Genomic DNA, 16,579 nt, shown 5'->3' on the forward strand with positions numbered 1-16,579 from the left:
GAGGGATGACTGCGATGCTCCAGGGCGTAGCCCCACTCGACCACCTGGGCGTCATTCGCGCCGAAGGCGAAGACGCCGCCAAATTCCTTCACGGCCAGCTCACCCACGACTTTGCCCTCCTCGACCTGGCGCACGCGCGCCTGTGCGCCTTTCTGTCGGCCAAGGGCCGCATGCAGGCAAGCTTCATCGGCTTCAAGCGCAGCCCCACCGAGGTGTGGCTGGTCTGCCAGCGCGACCTGCTGGCCGCCACCCTCAAGCGCCTGAGCATGTTCGTGCTGCGCGCCAAGGTGCGCCTGAGCGACGCCAGTGCTGAGCTGCGCATTGCTGGGCTGGCCGGAGATGCTATCAATTCAATAGCTGATAGCGCACAACCGATGTGGCTCAAGGCCGATTTTGGCTCTGCAAGCGTGGTGCACCTGCCTCCGGCAGCGGGCCAGCCGCGCGCACTGTGGGTGGCCCCGGCCGCCGAAGCCCTGCCGGCAGGCGCCCCACTCGACCCCGCACTGTGGGCCTGGGGCGAGGTGCACAGCGGCGTGGCCACGCTGAGCGCACCGCTGGTGGATGCCTTTGTGCCGCAGATGCTCAACTACGAGTCGGTCGATGGCGTGAGTTTCAAGAAAGGCTGCTATCCCGGCCAGGAGGTCGTGGCGCGCAGCCAGTTCCGCGGTGCCATCAAGCGCCGTGCCTACATCGCCCATGCCGAGGCCCCGCTGAACGTGGGCGCCGAGGTGTTCAGCCCCCAGGACGCCGAGCAGGCCTGCGGTACCGTGGTGCAGACAGCGGCTGCGCCAGGCGGCGGGTGGGACGCCATCGTTTCGCTCCAGATCGTCGCAGCCGAAGCGGGTGACCTGCATGCAGGTGCCCCCGATGGCCCCGCTCTGACCCTGGGCACCCTGCCCTATCCCTTGCGCGACGACCTCTGATGCAACCGCCAGCCTCCGCGCCGGGCGCCAGCCCCTGGCGCATGTCCGTGGCGCCCATGATGGACTGGACGGACCGCCACTGCCGCTACCTTCATCGCCTGCTCACGCGCCACACCTTGCTGTACACCGAGATGATTAATGTGGGTGGCATCCTGTTTGGTGGTACCGAGCGGCACCTGCGCTACAACGCCGAAGAACACCCCGTGGCGCTGCAGCTGGGCGGCAACGAGCCCGGCAAGCTGGCCCAGGCCGCACGCCTGGGCGAACAGTGGGGTTACGACGAGATCAACCTCAACTGCGGCTGCCCCAGTGACCGGGTGCAGCGCGGTGCTTTTGGCGCCAGCCTGATGAAGTCGCCCACGTTGGTGGCCGACTGCGTGAAGGCCATGGTGGACGTGGTGGAGGTACCCGTGACGGTCAAGCACCGCATCGGCATCGACAAGGAGGAGAGCTACGCTTTTGTGCGCGACTTCATCGGCACCGTGCAGGACGCCGGTTGCAAGGTGTTCATCGTGCATGCGCGCAATGCCTGGCTGCAAGGCCTCTCTCCCAAGGAAAACCGCGACATCCCGCCGCTGCGCTACGAAGTGGTGCACCGGCTCAAGCAGGACTTCCCGCACCTGACCATTGCCATCAACGGCGGCATCTGCACCGACGAGGTCGTGCAGGAACAACTGCAGCATGTCGATGGTGTGATGGTGGGCCGAGAGGCCTACCACAACCCCTGGTGGCTGGCGCGCTGGGACAGTCTGTACTTTGGCGCACCCGAACGCCAGCTGAGCGTGGAGGCCGTGGAAGACGCCATGGTGGACTACATGGAGCGCGAAGCCGCGCAGTACGGCACGCCCTGGTACGCCATCGCACGCCACATGCTGGGCCTGCGCCACGGATTGAGCGGCGCCCGGCGCTGGCGCCAGGTGTGGAGCGACCACCGCCTCAAGGACCTGCCTGCGCGCGAAGTGGCAGCGCAGGCCCGCGCTGCCGGCACCGCTCGCGCCTGAGTTCTTGGTCCGCACACGTGCGGCAGGGCAATCAAGAATCCAGGTGGCGCTGCAGCCAGCCCTCCAGCGGCTCGGGGCGACCAAACAGGTAGCCCTGCAGGCAATCGCATCGGCTGGCGGTCAGAAAGTCGGCCTGTGCACGCGTCTCTACCCCTTCCGCCACCACGCGCAGGCCGAGGTGGCTGGCCATGGAGAGTATCGACTGCACGATGGCTGTGTCGTTGGGGTCGTCCGGGGTGTCCTGCACAAAGCTGCGGTCGATCTTGAGCTCGAACAGGGGCAATCGCTTGAGGTAGGCCAGGCTGGAGTAGCCGGTACCGAAGTCGTCGATGGAAAAGCGCACGCCCATGCGCACCAGTTCGGTCATGCGGGAAATGGTGTGCTCCAGGTCCTCGATCAACAGACTTTCCGTCACTTCCAGGATCAGATGGTCGGCCGGAGCGCCGGTGAGTTCGAGCACGGCGCGCACGCGCTCCACGAAGTCGTCCTGGCGGAACTGGCGCTGACTCACATTCACCGACAGCGATACCAGGCGCTGCGCCGACTGCAGTCGCGCCAGCGCCTCGCAGGCCTGCTGCAGCATCCAGTCCCCCATGCGCAGGATCAGGCCTGAGGATTCGGCCACCGGAATGAAGCGCGACGGTGGCACGCTGCCACGTACCGGGTGGCTCCAGCGCATCAGCAATTCACCCCCGACCACCCTGCCATCGGGCGCGACCTGCGGCTGCAGATAGGCCGTCAATTCGCCGGCGCCCATGGCCTTCTTCAAGTCCTGCTCCAGCGCCAGGCGCTCCTGCACATTGGCCTGCATGGCTTCTTCGTAGAAGCAGATCCGGTTGCGCCCAAGGTCTTTGGCGCGGTACATGGCGGTGTCCGCCTCACGCAGCAGGTCTTCCACGCCTTCGGCGTGCTTGGGAAACAGGGTGATGCCGATGCTGGCGGTGCTGCTGTAGTGGTGCGCCTCGATGTTGTAGGGGGGCTCCAGTGCGGTTCGGACCTGCTCTCCAACCAGCAAGGCTGCGCGTCCTGCGCTCTCCATGTCGGGCGCCACATCGTTGAGCAGCAGCACAAACTCATCTCCGCCCAGGCGCGCCAAGGTATCGCCTGGGCGCAGCAGCCCCTCCAGCCGCAGTGCCACCTGCAACAGCAGCGCATCACCCAGCCGGTGGCCCCGCGCATCGTTGATCTGCTTGAAGTTGTCCAGGTCGATGAACAGCAGCGCGCCCACTTCGTGGGAATTGCGCGCCCAGGCCAGGGCGTTGTCCAGCCGATCGAGCAGCATGCGCCGGTTGGCCAGACCCGTCAACGGATCGAAATATGCCAACTGGTGGGTACGTGCCTCGGACTGCTTGCGCTCGGTGATGTCGCGCGAGAGTGCCACCAGGCGTTGGGCATGGGGCGCCCCCTCATCCCCCTTGCGCGCCAGGGACAGTTCAAACCAGCGCGTCTGCCCTCCCAGGTTCAGCGCAAACTGGTGCCCGGTGGAATGGCCGGTACGCTGTGCCGCCTCCAAGGCGGCTCGGCAACCGGCGGCCGCTTCCGGCCCGACCACGTCCTGCAGCAGGCGGCCTTCGAAGAGTTCTGCCGGGGCCGCCAGCAGGTCGGCGCCGCCAGGACGATAGCTCTGGATGCGCCCGTCCGGGTCCAGTTCAAACAACAGGTCGGGGATGGCGTTGAGTGTGCTCTGCAACTCGTCACGGGTACTGCGCAGGTTCTCCGTCATGCGCGTGGCCAGCGCCAGCGCACGTTCGCGGGCCGTGGACAACACCCAGGCCATACCGCTCACCAGCAGGCTCAGCGCTCCACCCAACAAGGCAACCAAGCCCGGGCCCGTGTCGCGCCAGCGCTGGTCAAATCCGGGCAAGGCGCGCATGACCAGAGTCCATTGCCGCCCCCCCGGTTCAAGCCACCGAACCTCTTCAAGCGCACCACTGGGCACATCCACGGGCGGTGTCAGCCGCAGGGCCGCATCGACCGCAGGACCGTCATAGATGGCCAGGTCAATGTCCTTGTCCAATTGTTGGCGCATTCCCTGCAACAGATCCTGCATCCGAAAAGGCGCGGCAACCCAGCCCACCAGGCGATCGCGCCGCTGCGGCACCGTCTCCGGCAAGGTGCCGCCCTGGTACAGCGGCAGGTACAGCACCATGCCCAGGGGTTGCGATGTGCCTTCAAACTGGCGCAGGGGCACCGCGGCCGTCAGCGCGAGTTCACCCGTATCGCGCGCACGCTCCAGCGCCTGGACTTCGGCGGCCATCGTGCCCACATCAACACCCAAGACCAACTGGTTGAGGCGATCCGCCGGCTCGATGTGGGTGATCAGGGAATACTCTGCGCGCTCACCCTCGGGCCAGATGCGGTACTGCAGGTTGCCCTGGGCGCGCACCTGTCGCACATGGTCCAGGGCTTGCTCGGCCTTCAGCCGCTTGACATACGCAATGCCTTGCAGCCCCGGCACGGTGTCTTGCAGATTCAGCGCCGCCACATAGGCCTGAAACTCGCGCAGATCAATCTGTTCCGAGCCGTCGTGGTAGCCCTTGACGCCGCGCAACACCATCTTGTAGGTGTCCATGCGGCTCTTGAAACTGAAGGCCATCCGATCCACCGCCATGGCAAAGGCCTGCTGCTTGCGGTGCTGGTGCGCCAATCGTTCGGTGTACCAGTACAGCGCCGTCAAGCACAGAAAAAACAGCATCAACCCCAATGACACCCAGGCAGGCCGACGCCAACCGCTGACGGCGGGTGTGGTTTGGAGCGGCAATTGCGCGGTTTCGTGCATGAAGGCGAAGTCCCTGCGTCAGGGCTGGTAGGGGTCCAAGGCGGCAAGGCCTATTAGTCGTGACCAGAACATTATGCTGAACTGTCACGATACCTTATGGCACTGTCGCCTGAGTGACCAGAAGTTGGTGATTTCACTGCATGCACCCGTAAGCAAATGCTGCTATATTGCACTGCAACATTTTCGGAATCGCCCCATGCTCTACAAGATCTACGAAACCCAGCGCTCCTTCATGGAGCCCTTTGCCGATTTCGCGCTGGCGGCTTCCAAGTTCTACAGCAACCCGCTGTCACCACTGCAGAAAACGCCCCTGGCCCAGCGCATCGCTGCGGCTTACGACCTGATTTACCGCCTCGGCAAAGACTACGAAAAGCCCACGTTTGACATCAAGACCGTTCCGGTCGATGGGGTGGAGGTCGCCATCCACGAGCGCGTGGAGGTCAACAAGCCCTTCTGCGAACTGCGCCGTTTCAAGCGCTTCTCCGACGACCCCAAAACCTTGGAAAAGCTCAAGGGCCAGCCCGTGGTGCTGATCGTGGCGCCGCTGTCCGGCCACTACGCCACCTTGCTGCGCGAGACGGTGCGCTCCATGCTCAGCGACCACAAGGTGTACATCACCGATTGGCTCAATGCGCGCACAGTGCCGCTGACCGAGGGGGATTTCCATCTGGACGACTACGTGAACTACGTCCAGGAGTTCATTCGCCACCTGCAAAAGACCTACGGCAACTGCCACGTGGTCAGCGTGTGCCAGCCCACGGTGCCCGTGCTGGCGGCGGTTTCGCTCATGGCCAGCCGGGGGGAAATGACACCCCTGTCGCTCACCATGATGGGCGGGCCCATCGACGCTCGCAAGTCGCCCACCGCAGTCAACAACCTGGCCAGCGAACGCAGCTTCGAATGGTTTGAGAACAACGTCATCTACCGCGTGCCCGAAAACTTCCCCGGTGCGGGCCGCCGCGTGTACCCCGGCTTCCTGCAGCACGCTGGCTTTGTGGCCATGAACCCCGACCGCCACGCCGTCAACCACTATGACTACTTCAAAAACCTGATCAAAGGTGACGGCAGCAGCACCGAGGCCCACCGCAAGTTCTACGACGAGTACAACGCCGTGCTCGACATGGACGCACATTACTACCTGGAAACCATCCGGACCGTGTTCCAGGAATTCCGCCTGGTGTACGGCACCTGGGATGTGCGCTCGCCTGAAGGCAAGCTCGAACGCGTGCGCCCACAAGACATCACCCAGGGTGCACTGCTCACCATCGAGGGCGAGCTGGACGATATCTCCGGCGCCGGCCAGACCCGCGCCGCGCACGACCTGTGCACGGGACTGCCTTCCAAGGAGCAGCGCCATATCGAAGTCAAGGGCGCAGGCCACTACGGCATCTTCAGCGGCCGGCGCTGGCGCGAGTCCGTCTATCCCCAGGTTCGGGATTTCATCCGTGAACACCAGGCTCGCCATTCCAGCGCCCCTGTGGCAGCGATCGCCCCCGCCGCTCCCGCCAGCCCCGCCAAGGCCCAACCACCCAAACCGGCGAAACCTCCAGTCAAAGCCAAGCCTGCAGCACCTGTGACCACCCGGTCGGCACGCAGTGGCACGCCCAAAGCGAGCAAGCCCGCCCCCGTTGCAATCCAAGCCAAAGCACCAGAGAACGCACCGGCGGCCAAAGAGGTGCTTGCCGCACCCGCCACACGCTGGGCTGGCGCGGAGGCACCTGCAGCCCTGGCGCAAGCCGCGACCGTAGCGGAGAAAGCGCCTGCCAAGAAGCCCCCCCGCAGCACCAAGCTTGCCTGACCGCCTTGCTTGACACCACGTCATCTACCGCGCTCTCCCAGCGCTTGCTGGATGCGCTTCCGCAGACGCAGTGCCAGCGCTGCGGCTACGAAGACTGCGCCGCATATGCCCAGGCCATGGCGGTGGGAGAAGCGGACATCAACCGCTGCCCGCCTGGCGGAGCCCAGGGTGTGGTGAGGCTTGCCGCGCTGACCGGACGGCCCGTGCGGGCTCTGGATGCCGAATGCGGCACCGAAGAACCGCGCAGCGTGGTGGTCATCGACGAAGACTGGTGCATCGGCTGCACACTGTGCATCAAGGCCTGCCCGGTCGACGCCATCGTGGGAGCCAACAAACTGATGCACACCGTGCTGGCCGAGGACTGCACGGGCTGCGGCCTGTGCATTCCCGCCTGCCCGGTGGACTGCATCATTCCCGTCAACGCCAGTGGCAGCGCCACGGGTTGGGACGCCTGGTCAGCGGAGCAGGCGCAACACGCTCGACAGCGCTATGCGCAGCACCAGCAGCGGCTTGCACCCCAAGCCCGGGCCGAAACCAGCGCCATCTCCACAACGCCCCAAAAACCGGTTCAACACACCGCAACGACGGATACCAGTGTCGATCCCCAGGCCGCTCGCCAGGCTGCCATTGCTCAGGCCCTGGCACGCGCCCGAGCCATGCGCAAGCCCACACCGCGATAGAGCGGCTTACCTGCTGGCCAACGTCTTGTAAACGCCGCAACCGACGTACAAATCATCCAGCTGGCACACAAAGGACATCTTGGTCTGCACCTTGCCGGTGCTTGGATTTTGGATGTCGTATTCCACCCAGCCAGGCTCTCGCTCGGCCTGGGCGACGATGTCGTTCACCAAACGATCTCCGGCGATGCCTGGGATGTCCTGCACCCGCGTGCCCACCTTGGCTGGATTGCCGCCAAAGGCCAGGTAAGTGCCTGCGCGGTCCAGGGCAAAAACGTACATGTCGCGGTCGTGGTAAGGCTGCGCCGGGTCGGTGATGGTGCGCAAGAATTGCTCGCGCCCTGTCCGCCGGTGCAGGTGCGCTGCCTGCGTGACCAACGCCACCGCTTCGTCTGCCGTACCCTGCTGCAACCGGAAGGAAGCCACGGCCTGGGCCAGCGTGCTGGCACGGCCCTGCAGGTTTTCTGTCTGGGCAACGGCGTATTCCACCATTTGCGCGTTCTGCTGGGTGATCTGGTCCAGCTGGCCTACCGCCGTGCTGATCTCCTGCAAGCCTGTGCTCTGTTCGGCCGCAGAGGTCGCAATCTCCGACATGGTATGCGCCAGCGTACGGATGGCATCGGTCATCTGGCTGATGCCCTGCCCCGCTGAGCCGATCAGTCCGGCGCTGGTTTCCACCTGTTGGACCGTGGTGCCAATGAGGGCGCGGATTTCACGCGCCGCTTCGGCCGATCGCCCGGCGAGCGTACGCACTTCAGAGGCCACCACGGCAAAACCTCGGCCCTGTTCGCCCGCACGTGCGGCCTCCACAGCGGCATTGAGCGCCAGGATGTTGGTCTGAAAGGCAATGCCATCGATCACGCCGATGATCTCGTTCATGCGCCGCGCACCCTGCTGAATACCCTGTACCGACTGCACCGCCCGCTGCATGGCCTGTGCACCCTCGGCGGCGTCGCGGCTGACCCGGCTGGCACGCTCGTCGGCAGATCGTACGCTTTGCTGGTTGTTCTGAACCGTGCTGGACAATTCCTCCACACTGGCAGCCGTTTGCTCCAGATTGGCGGCCTGTTGCTCAGTGCGCTCTGCCAGAGCCCGGCTGTCGCGCCCCAGACTCTGACCTGCCTGGCTCACCAAAGCAGCGTTGCTGCGGATGTCGGCGACCATGGAGGACAAGGTCTGCACCATACGGTCAAGCATGCGCATCAGCTCGGCCACCTCGTCCTGACCTTGGGTGTTGACGCGCACCGACAGGTCACCTTGGGCCGACCGTTCCATGGCATGGGCCAACTGCCGCAACCCCACGCTCAGGTTGGCATGCAAGGCCAGCAACAGATACAGCACCACCACTGCACCCACGCCCAATACAGCCCAAAACCAGGCTGTATCGGCACCCGTGCTGGCCAATAGCGCAAGCGTCAGCAGCAAGCCCACCACCACCGCACCGAGCAGGGTGAGCTTTCCTGCAAAGTGCATGCGCTGCATGAGCCAGAGCCCTGGCTGCAACAGCACTGGGGATTGCCGGGGGTCCATGGTCGTCCTTTCCGTTACGAAAAAAAGCGTTGCCGCGGCGGCCCGTACACATGCGTCGCGTGGGCGGTGGCTCACCCGCGTCGGGACAACGTGCATCTATTTTGATAGCGCTCGCGTTCACTTTACTTACAACAACCTACAAAAGCCATCCTGCACCGCAACAACGGGCAAAGAAAGCCTTCGCCGATAATCACGCCCCATGAATCCCCTGCTTTCCCGATTGCAGCCCTACCCCTTCGAGCGGCTGCGGCAGTTGTTTGCCGACATCACCCCCTCCCCCGCACACCGCCCCATCAGCCTGGGCATCGGCGAACCCCGCCATGCCACGCCAGCGTTCATCCAGCAGGCGCTGATTGAAGGCCTGGGTGGCCTTTCGGCCTATCCAGCCACCGCTGGCGAACCGCGCCTGCGCCAGGCCTTTGCCGATTGGATGCAGCGCCGCTACGGCCTGCAGGTGGATGTCGCAACGCAGGTCTTGCCCGTCAACGGCTCGCGTGAGGCCTTGTTTGCCTTTGTGCAAACGGTGATCGACCCCAGCGCGGGCGAGCCCCTGGTGGTGCTGCCCAATCCCTTCTATCAAATCTACGAAGGCGCCACGCTGCTGGCGGGTGCCACGCCGTACTACGCCCCGAGCGACCCGGCACGCAACTTTGCGGTGGACTGGGACAGCGTGCCCGAGGCGGTGTGGCAGCGCACACAATTGCTGTTTGTCTGCTCACCAGGCAATCCCACGGGTGCGGTGATGCCGCTGGCCGAGTGGGAAAAACTGTTCGCCCTGGCAGACCGGCACGGCTTTGTGATTGGCTCCGACGAGTGCTACAGCGAAATCTATTTCCGCGACGAGCCCCCCCTGGGTGGCCTGGAGGCCGCGGCACGCCTGGGCCGCAAGGACTTCCGCAACCTTCTGGCCTTCACCAGCCTGTCCAAGCGCAGCAACGTGCCGGGGCTGCGCAGCGGCTTCGTCGCGGGCGATGCACAGCTCGTCAAGGCGTTCCTGCTCTACCGCACCTACCATGGCAGTGCCATGGGGCCGGCCGTGCAGGCCGCCAGCGTGGCGGCCTGGAACGACGAACAGCACGTGGTGGAAAACCGTGCTCTCTACCGTGCCAAATTCGCCCAAGTCACCCCCCTGCTCACACCGGTGATGGACGTGCAACTGCCCGATGCCGGGTTTTACCTATGGGCCGGTGTGCCGCCCGCGCTGGGCATGAGCGACACCGACTTCGCACGCGCCCTGCTGGCTCAATACAATGTCACGGTGCTGCCCGGCAGCTACCTCGCGCGTGATGCGCAAGGCGGCAACCCCGGTGCAGGCCGCGTACGCATGGCGCTGGTGGCCGAAACCGCCGAGTGCGTGGAAGCCGCGCAGCGCATCGTCCAATTCATCCAATCGCAAACCGTTCAGCATCCATGACCCAGAATCTCCAGAGCACCATCGAATCCGCATGGGACAACCGCGCCAGTCTCTCTGCCAGCACCGCCCCCGCCGAGGTGCGCGATGCCGTGGAACATGTGATTGCCGAGCTCGACAGCGGCCGCCTGCGCGTGGCCACGCGCGAGGCCGTGGGCCAATGGACTGTGCACCAGTGGATCAAGAAGGCGGTGCTGCTGTCCTTCCGCCTGCGTGACAACGAAATCATGTGCGCGGGTGACCTGCATTTCTACGACAAGGTGCCCCCCAAGTACACCAACCTGAGCGCCGAGGAAATGGCCGCCACGGGCGTGCGCGTGGTGCCGCCCGCCATGGTGCGTCGCGGCAGCTACGTGGCCAAGGGCGCGATCCTGATGCCCTCGTTCGTGAACATCGGTGGCTACGTCGATGAAGGCACCATGGTGGACACCTGGGCCGCCGTCGGCTCCTGTGCGCAGGTGGGCAAGAACGTGCACCTGTCGGGCGGCGTGGGCCTGGGCGGCGTGCTCGAACCCCTGCAGGCCAACCCGACCATCATCGAGGACAACTGCTTCATCGGCGCGCGCTCGGAAATCGTCGAAGGCGTGATCGTCGAGGAAAACAGCGTCATCAGCATGGGCGTGTTCATCGGCCAGAGCACCCCCATCTACGACCGCGCCAGCGGCGAAATCACCTACGGCCGCGTCCCTGCGGGCTCGGTGGTGGTTGCCGGCAGTCTGCCCAAGGATGGCGGACGCTACAGCCTGAGCGCAGCCATCATCGTCAAGCGCGTGGATGCCCAGACCCGCGCCAAGACCAGCCTCAACGACCTGCTGCGCGACTGATACACGCCCGATCACGCCGGAACCACGCACCACGAAGGGACAACCGCATGAGCACGATGGAACGCATCCTGCGCCTGATGGCCGAAAAAAAAGCCTCGGACGTGTACCTGTCGGCCAATGCGCCGGCGCTGATCAAGATCAATGGCGAGTGTGTGCAGATCAACAACCAGATCCTGCCGCCCGAGGCCCCCAAGAACCTGCTGGCCGAAGTCGTTTCACCGGACCGCATCGAAGAACTGGAAGAAACCGGCGAGCTCAACATGGGTGTTCCGCTCACAGGTGTGGGGCGCTTTCGCGTCAGCGCCATGCGCCAGCGTGGCAGCTACGCGGTGGTCATTCGTTTCATCAGCCAGCACATTCCGGAGTTGAGTGAACTGAGCCTGCCAGCCGTGCTCGGCGATCTGATCATGGAAAAGCGCGGCCTGATCCTGGTGGTGGGGTCCACTGGCTCAGGCAAGAGCACCTCGCTGGCCTCGATGATCGACAAGCGCAACGGGCTGCTCACCGGCCACATCCTGACCATCGAAGACCCGGTCGAATACCAGTTCCGCAACCGCAAGTCCATCGTCAACCAGCGCGAGATCGGCAGCGACACCCAGTCGCTGCAGATCGCCCTGAAGAACGCGCTGCGCCAGGCACCGGACGTGATTCTGATCGGCGAAATCCGCGACCGCGAGACCATGTCTGCCGCCATCGCCTACGCGCAGTCGGGCCACCTCTGCTTGGCCACGCTGCATGCCAACAACAGCTACCAGGCGCTCAACCGCGTGCTGAGCTTCTATCCCGTCGAAGTGCGTCCCACGCTGCTGGGCGATCTGGCTGCAGCGCTCAAGGCCATCATCTCGCAGCGCCTGGTGCGCACCACCGAAGGCCTGCGCTTGCCCGCCGTGGAGGTGATGCTCAACACCAAGCTGGTGGCCGATCTGATCGAAAAAGGCGACTTCTCCGGTGTGCGCGAGGCCATGGAAAAATCCATGGCCGAAGGCTCGCAAACCTTCGAGGAAGACCTGGCGCGCCTCATCCTGGAAAACCGCATCGACCGCAAGGAGGGCCTGGCCTATGCCGATTCGCCCACCAACCTGATGTGGCGCCTGCAAAACGACTTCTCGCTCGCCGCCAAGGCCGCCCAGGCCAGCAAGGACGCGCGAGATGCCCAACAACAGGACGACGCACCGTCGTTCACCGAAATCGTGCTCGACATCAAGCCCGAGTCCTGAAGCTTTTCATGTCCCCCACCCTGCAACTGGCGCAAGCGCTCATTGCCCGCCCTTCCGTCACCCCCAGCGACGCCGACTGCCTGGACCTCATCGCCCAGCGCCTGCAGGCCCTGGGTTTCATCAACGAGCGCATGGACAGCGGCCCCGAATCCTTCCGCGTCAGCAATTTATGGTCAAAAAGGCCATCAGGGCACGCCAATGCTGCGCAAGGCGCTATCAAAACAGTAGTGTTTGCCGGCCATACCGATGTGGTCCCCACCGGCCCGCTGGCCCAATGGGGCAGTGACCCCTTTGTCCCCACGCTGCGCGACGGCAAGCTGTACGGCCGGGGCGCCAGTGACATGAAGACCTCCATCGCCGCCTTTGTGGTCGCGGTCGAGGAGTTTCTGGCCCACACCCCCGCGCCCCTGCTGGACATCGCCTTTTTGCTGACCAGCGACGAGGAAGGCCCTTCGGTCGATGGCACCAAGGTGGTGGTCGAGCGCCTGGCCGCACGCGGCGAGCGGCTGGACTACTGCATCGTGGGCGAGCCCACCTCGGTCAAGCGCACCGGCGACATGATCAAGAACGGGCGCCGCGGCACCCTCAGCGGCAAGCTCACCGTGCGTGGCATTCAAGGCCACATTGCCTACCCGCACCTGGCGCGCAACCCCATCCACCAGGCGGTGCCCGCACTGACCGAACTGGCCGCCATGCGCTGGGACGAAGGCAACGCCTTCTTCCCGCCCACCAGTTGGCAGATGAGCAACATCCACGGCGGCACGGGTGCCAGCAACATCATTCCGGGGGAAGTCACGATCGACTTCAACTTCCGCTTCTGCACCGAATCCACAGCCGAGAGCCTCAAGCAACGCGTGCACGCCGTACTCGACCGACACGAACTCGAATACGAGCTGCAATGGACGCTGGGCGGCCAGCCCTTTCTCACGCCCCCGGGCGAACTGGTGCAGGCCGTGCAGGAGGCCATCGCCCAGGAGACCGGCCTGGGCACCGAACTCTCCACCACCGGCGGCACCAGTGACGGGCGCTTCATCGCCACGCTGTGCCCGCAGGTGATTGAACTGGGGCCGCCCAACGCCAGCATCCACAAGATCGACGAGCACATTGCGCTGGCAGACATCGAGCCACTCAAGAACATCTACCGCCGCACCCTCGAACTCCTGGAGGCACAGGCCCGCGCCGGTGCTGCCGCATGAGCACACCCTCGCACCCTGCTTCCTCCTTGCCGCCACTGACCGGCGCCACCGTGGGCGCCCTGGTTCACGCCGGCGAACAACTGCTGCTGGCATCGGGCGTCGGCTTTGGCCACGGCACCACCAACGCCCGCGACGAGGCCGCCTGGCTCGTGCTCTGGCGCCTGGGGCTGCCACTGGACAGCCCTTTGGACGACGGGCCGGAATCCATAGCCAACCAGCCTGTAGCGCCCGCCCAGCAAGCGCTGACAGCTACACTTTTTGAAGAACGCATCGGCACACGCAAGCCCGCCGCCTACCTCACGCGCGAAGCCTGGCTGCAAGGCGTGTCCTTTTATGTGGACGAACGCGCCATCGTGCCGCGCAGCTTCATTGGCGAGCTGATCGTGGATGGCGGTTTTGACGATTTTCTGGGGGAGCACACCCAGCAGGTGCTGGACCTGTGTACCGGCAACGGCAGCCTGGCCGTGCTGGCCGCCATGGCCTGGCCCGAGATCCGCATCGACGCTGCCGACATCAGCGAGGACGCGCTGGCCGTGGCCCGCATCAACGTCGATCGCCACGGCCTGCAAGACCGCATCCGCCTGCTGCACAGCGACGGCCTGGCCGCCTGCCCTGGCCCCTACGACCTGATCCTGTGCAACCCCCCCTACGTCAACGCGCAAAGCATGGCGCAGCTCCCGCCCGAATACCGCGCCGAGCCCGCCCTGGCCCTGGCCGGCGGCAGCGACGGCATGGACTTCATCCGCCGCCTGCTGCGCGAGGCCCCGGTAGTGATGAGCGAAGACGCCGTGCTGGTGCTCGAAATCGGCAACGAGCGTGCGCACTTCGAGGCTGCGTTTCCCCAGCTCCCCGTCTTCTGGCTGGACACCAGTGCCGGATGCGACCAGGTGCTGCTGATCGAGCGCGCCGCCCTTTCCCGCTTTTTCCCTTCCTGAATGATCATTCTCAAAAACATCACCTTGCGCCGCAGTGCCAAGGTGCTGCTGGACAGCGTCAGCGTCACCATCAACCCCGGCGAACATGTGGGCCTGATCGGGCGCAACGGCGCGGGCAAATCCAGCCTGTTTGCCTTACTCAATGGCTCGCTGCATGAAGACGGTGGCGACTTCCAGGTGCCCGCACACTGGCGCATGGCGCAGGTGGCGCAGAACATGCCCGAGACCGACGAGTCGGCCACCGATTTCGTCGTCGCCGGCGACACCCGCCTGGGCGAACTGCAGGCGCAATTGGCCCGTGCCGAGGCCGACGACGACGGCATGGCCATCGCCCATGCCTACACCGACCTGCATGATGCCGGGTCCCACGACGCCGTGCCCCGTGCCCAGGCGCTGATCCTGGGCCTGGGGTTCAAGGTGTCGGAGCTGGACATGCCGGTCAACAGCTTCTCCGGCGGCTGGCGCATGCGCCTGCAACTGGCGCGCGCGCTCATGTGCCCGAGCGATCTGCTGCTGCTGGACGAGCCCACCAACCACCTGGACCTCGACGCCCTGGTCTGGCTGGAGGCCTGGCTGCAGCGTTATGCCGGCACGATGATCGTCATCAGCCACGACCGCGAATTCCTCGATGCGGTGACCAACGTCACCCTGCACATCGACAACGCCCAGCTCACGCGCTACGGCGGCAACTACAGCAAGTTCGAGGACCTGCGCGCCGAGCAGCTCGAACTGCAGCAGGCCAGCTATGCCAAGCAGCAGGAAAAGATCGCCCACCTGAAGAAGTTCATCGACCGCTTCAAGGCCAAGGCCAGCAAGGCCAAGCAGGCGCAGAGCCGCGTCAAGGCGCTGGACCGCATGGAGAAGATTGCGCCCGTGCTGGCCGAGGCCGAGTTCACGTTTGAATTCAAGGAGCCGACCAATCTGCCCAACCCCATGCTGGCCATCACCGACGCCTCTTTTGGCTACCGGACCGAGGACGGCAGGGAAACCACCATCCTGCGCCAGGTGAACCGCTCGGTGCAGGCCGGCCAGCGCATCGGCATCCTGGGCGCCAACGGCCAGGGCAAGTCCACGCTGGTCAAGACCATCGCCCGCGAGATGAAGCCGCTGGCCGGCACCATCACCGAGGGCAAGGGCCTGTCGATCGGCTACTTCGCCCAGCAGGAACTGGACGTGCTGCGCCCCTCCGACAACCCGCTGGAGCACATGGTGCGCCTGGCCAAGGAGCTGGGGCCCAACGCGCGCGAATCGGGGCGCGAGCAGGACCTGCGCAACTTCCTGGGCACGTTCAACTTCACCGGCGACATGGTCAAGCAGGCCGTGGGCACCATGAGCGGCGGCGAGAAGGCGCGCCTGGTGCTGGCCATGATTGTTTGGCAGCGCCCCAACCTGCTGCTGCTGGACGAGCCGACCAACCACCTGGACCTGGCCACGCGCGAAGCGCTGTCGATGGCGCTCAACGAGTTCGAGGGCACCGTCATGCTCGTCAGCCACGACCGGGCGCTGCTGCGCGCCGTCTGCGACGAGTTCTGGATGGTGGGCCGGGGCGCGGTCGGGCCGTTTGACGGCGACCTGGACGACTACCAGCGCTACCTGCTCGACGAAGCCAGGCGCCTGCGCGAGGAGGCCCGCGCCGCAGGTCTGGCGGAAGGCGAAGCCACTGCAAACGCTACTCAAACCATAGCGCCCAGCGCACCATCTGCAAGCGCTGAGGGCCAAAACAGCTCGGAAATTTCGGCACCTCCGCCCATGCGCGATGCACGAGAGCAACGCCGCCAGGACGCCCAGGCCCGCCAGGCGTTGGCGCAAAAGCTGCGCCCCCTCAAGCAAGAGCTCGAGCGCATTGACCGCCGCCTGGCCGAACTGGCCCAGGAACGCCAAACCCTGGAGCAGCGCCTGACCGAACCCCTGGCCCCGGCCGACATCGCCGACTGCGGCCGCCGCCTCAAGGCAGCCAGCGACGAAACCGCCACGCTGGAAGAGCGCTGGTTGGAGCTTTCCACCGAGCTGGACGGAGCCAGCGCCTGAGTTTTTTGGATGTTTTTGGCGTTTAACGCATTAAACACAAGTGCTGCCAGCTATTATTTTGATAGCGAAAATGCGGTGCAAGCCTCTGATAAATTTTTTTGCACCGCACTGTCAACCATGGCGCAAAGCCCCGCGTTGTAGAACCATCAACGGAGCTTATTGCCATGAACACCTTCTCCATCCTGACCGCCTGGCCCGAAGACGAACGCGATCGCAAGCGCGCACCCGCACGCTTCTGAGTTCAGCGCCCCAGGGCCTGG

12 protein-coding genes are annotated in these 16,579 nt (G+C 65.0%); 10 read left to right on the plus strand and 2 right to left on the minus strand.

Annotated elements, in window-relative coordinates; genetic code table 11:
• Positions 1–5 precede the first annotated feature (5 nt).
• Both GWK50_RS10405 and dusA read left to right on the plus strand, forming a co-directional pair.
• Positions 6–923, plus strand: coding sequence for a folate-binding protein YgfZ (locus GWK50_RS10405; protein WP_162016445.1), 918 nt, complete (start codon positions 6–8; stop codon positions 921–923).
• Positions 923–1,924 (plus strand): tRNA dihydrouridine(20/20a) synthase DusA, encoded by a 1,002-nt coding sequence (gene dusA / locus GWK50_RS10410; protein ID WP_162016446.1) that lies wholly within the window; start codon positions 923–925, stop codon positions 1,922–1,924. Before GWK50_RS10405 ends, dusA begins: the two co-directional genes overlap by 1 nt.
• Positions 1,925–1,955: 31 nt before the next feature.
• Here the strand turns inward: dusA and GWK50_RS20035 are convergent, their stop codons facing one another.
• Positions 1,956–4,703, minus strand: a complete 2,748-nt coding sequence (locus GWK50_RS20035; RefSeq protein WP_162016447.1) for an EAL domain-containing protein — start codon at positions 4,701–4,703, stop codon at positions 1,956–1,958.
• A 196-nt stretch (positions 4,704–4,899) separates the two neighbouring features.
• Between GWK50_RS20035 and phaZ the strand changes: the two genes are divergently transcribed.
• Together phaZ and GWK50_RS10425 are read left to right on the plus strand one after the other, a co-directional pair.
• A complete protein-coding gene (gene phaZ / locus GWK50_RS10420) occupies positions 4,900–6,501 on the plus strand; it encodes a polyhydroxyalkanoate depolymerase (protein ID WP_162016448.1) in 1,602 nt (533 codons plus the stop codon).
• 5 nt (positions 6,502–6,506) lie between these two features.
• On the plus strand, positions 6,507–7,181 hold the full coding sequence (locus tag GWK50_RS10425) for an RnfABCDGE type electron transport complex subunit B (protein ID WP_162016449.1): 675 nt from the start codon (positions 6,507–6,509) through the stop codon (positions 7,179–7,181).
• Between the two features lie 6 nt (positions 7,182–7,187).
• Here the strand turns inward: GWK50_RS10425 and GWK50_RS10430 are convergent, their stop codons facing one another.
• Positions 7,188–8,708 carry a methyl-accepting chemotaxis protein gene (locus GWK50_RS10430; RefSeq protein WP_242455349.1) on the minus strand — a complete coding sequence of 507 codons (1,521 nt, stop codon included), beginning with the start codon at positions 8,706–8,708 and terminating at the stop codon, positions 7,188–7,190.
• A 199-nt stretch (positions 8,709–8,907) separates the two neighbouring features.
• Between GWK50_RS10430 and dapC the strand changes: the two genes are divergently transcribed.
• The 6 genes from dapC to GWK50_RS10460 are packed head-to-tail and all read left to right on the plus strand — an operon-like array spanning position 8,908 to position 16,319.
• Positions 8,908–10,122, plus strand: a complete 1,215-nt coding sequence (gene dapC, locus GWK50_RS10435) for a succinyldiaminopimelate transaminase (RefSeq protein WP_162016450.1) — start codon at positions 8,908–8,910, stop codon at positions 10,120–10,122.
• Entirely contained in the window at positions 10,119–10,943 is an 825-nt protein-coding gene (dapD, locus tag GWK50_RS10440; protein ID WP_162016451.1) for a 2,3,4,5-tetrahydropyridine-2,6-dicarboxylate N-succinyltransferase, read from the plus strand. The genes dapC and dapD overlap by 4 nt, the downstream gene beginning before the upstream one ends.
• Before the next feature lie 47 nt (positions 10,944–10,990).
• Positions 10,991–12,160, plus strand: coding sequence for a PilT/PilU family type 4a pilus ATPase (locus tag GWK50_RS10445; RefSeq protein WP_162016452.1), 1,170 nt, complete (start codon positions 10,991–10,993; stop codon positions 12,158–12,160).
• A gap of 8 nt (positions 12,161–12,168) precedes the next feature.
• Positions 12,169–13,356: a succinyl-diaminopimelate desuccinylase gene (dapE, locus tag GWK50_RS10450; RefSeq protein WP_162016453.1), complete on the plus strand. Its 1,188-nt coding sequence runs from the start codon at positions 12,169–12,171 to the stop codon at positions 13,354–13,356.
• Positions 13,353–14,291 carry a 50S ribosomal protein L3 N(5)-glutamine methyltransferase gene (prmB, locus tag GWK50_RS10455; protein ID WP_162016454.1) on the plus strand — a complete coding sequence of 313 codons (939 nt, stop codon included), beginning with the start codon at positions 13,353–13,355 and terminating at the stop codon, positions 14,289–14,291. The genes dapE and prmB overlap by 4 nt, the downstream gene beginning before the upstream one ends.
• The gene (locus tag GWK50_RS10460; protein ID WP_162016455.1) at positions 14,292–16,319 is read left to right on the plus strand and encodes an ATP-binding cassette domain-containing protein; all 2,028 of its coding nucleotides are present in this window, start codon (positions 14,292–14,294) and stop codon (positions 16,317–16,319) included.
• Positions 16,320–16,579 lie beyond the last annotated feature (260 nt).

Source organism: Acidovorax sp. 210-6, assembly GCF_010020825.1.
GTDB classification, from domain to species: domain Bacteria; phylum Pseudomonadota; class Gammaproteobacteria; order Burkholderiales; family Burkholderiaceae_C; genus Simplicispira; species Simplicispira sedimenti.

Excerpts from the sequence above, each read along its gene's own strand:
- GWK50_RS10405 (WP_162016445.1), top strand. The coding sequence starts at position 6 with ATGACTGCGATGCTCCAGGGCGTAGCCCCACTCGACCACCTGGGCGTC.
- dusA (WP_162016446.1), top strand. The coding sequence starts at position 923 with ATGCAACCGCCAGCCTCCGCGCCGGGCGCCAGCCCCTGGCGCATGTCC.
- GWK50_RS20035 (WP_162016447.1), bottom strand. The coding sequence starts at position 4,703 with ATGCACGAAACCGCGCAATTGCCGCTCCAAACCACACCCGCCGTCAGC.
- phaZ (WP_162016448.1), top strand. The coding sequence starts at position 4,900 with ATGCTCTACAAGATCTACGAAACCCAGCGCTCCTTCATGGAGCCCTTT.
- GWK50_RS10430 (WP_242455349.1), bottom strand. The coding sequence starts at position 8,708 with ATGGACCCCCGGCAATCCCCAGTGCTGTTGCAGCCAGGGCTCTGGCTC.
- dapC (WP_162016450.1), top strand. The coding sequence starts at position 8,908 with ATGAATCCCCTGCTTTCCCGATTGCAGCCCTACCCCTTCGAGCGGCTG.
- dapD (WP_162016451.1), top strand. The coding sequence starts at position 10,119 with ATGACCCAGAATCTCCAGAGCACCATCGAATCCGCATGGGACAACCGC.
- GWK50_RS10445 (WP_162016452.1), top strand. The coding sequence starts at position 10,991 with ATGAGCACGATGGAACGCATCCTGCGCCTGATGGCCGAAAAAAAAGCC.
- dapE (WP_162016453.1), top strand. The coding sequence starts at position 12,169 with ATGTCCCCCACCCTGCAACTGGCGCAAGCGCTCATTGCCCGCCCTTCC.
- prmB (WP_162016454.1), top strand. The coding sequence starts at position 13,353 with ATGAGCACACCCTCGCACCCTGCTTCCTCCTTGCCGCCACTGACCGGC.
- GWK50_RS10460 (WP_162016455.1), top strand. The coding sequence starts at position 14,292 with ATGATCATTCTCAAAAACATCACCTTGCGCCGCAGTGCCAAGGTGCTG.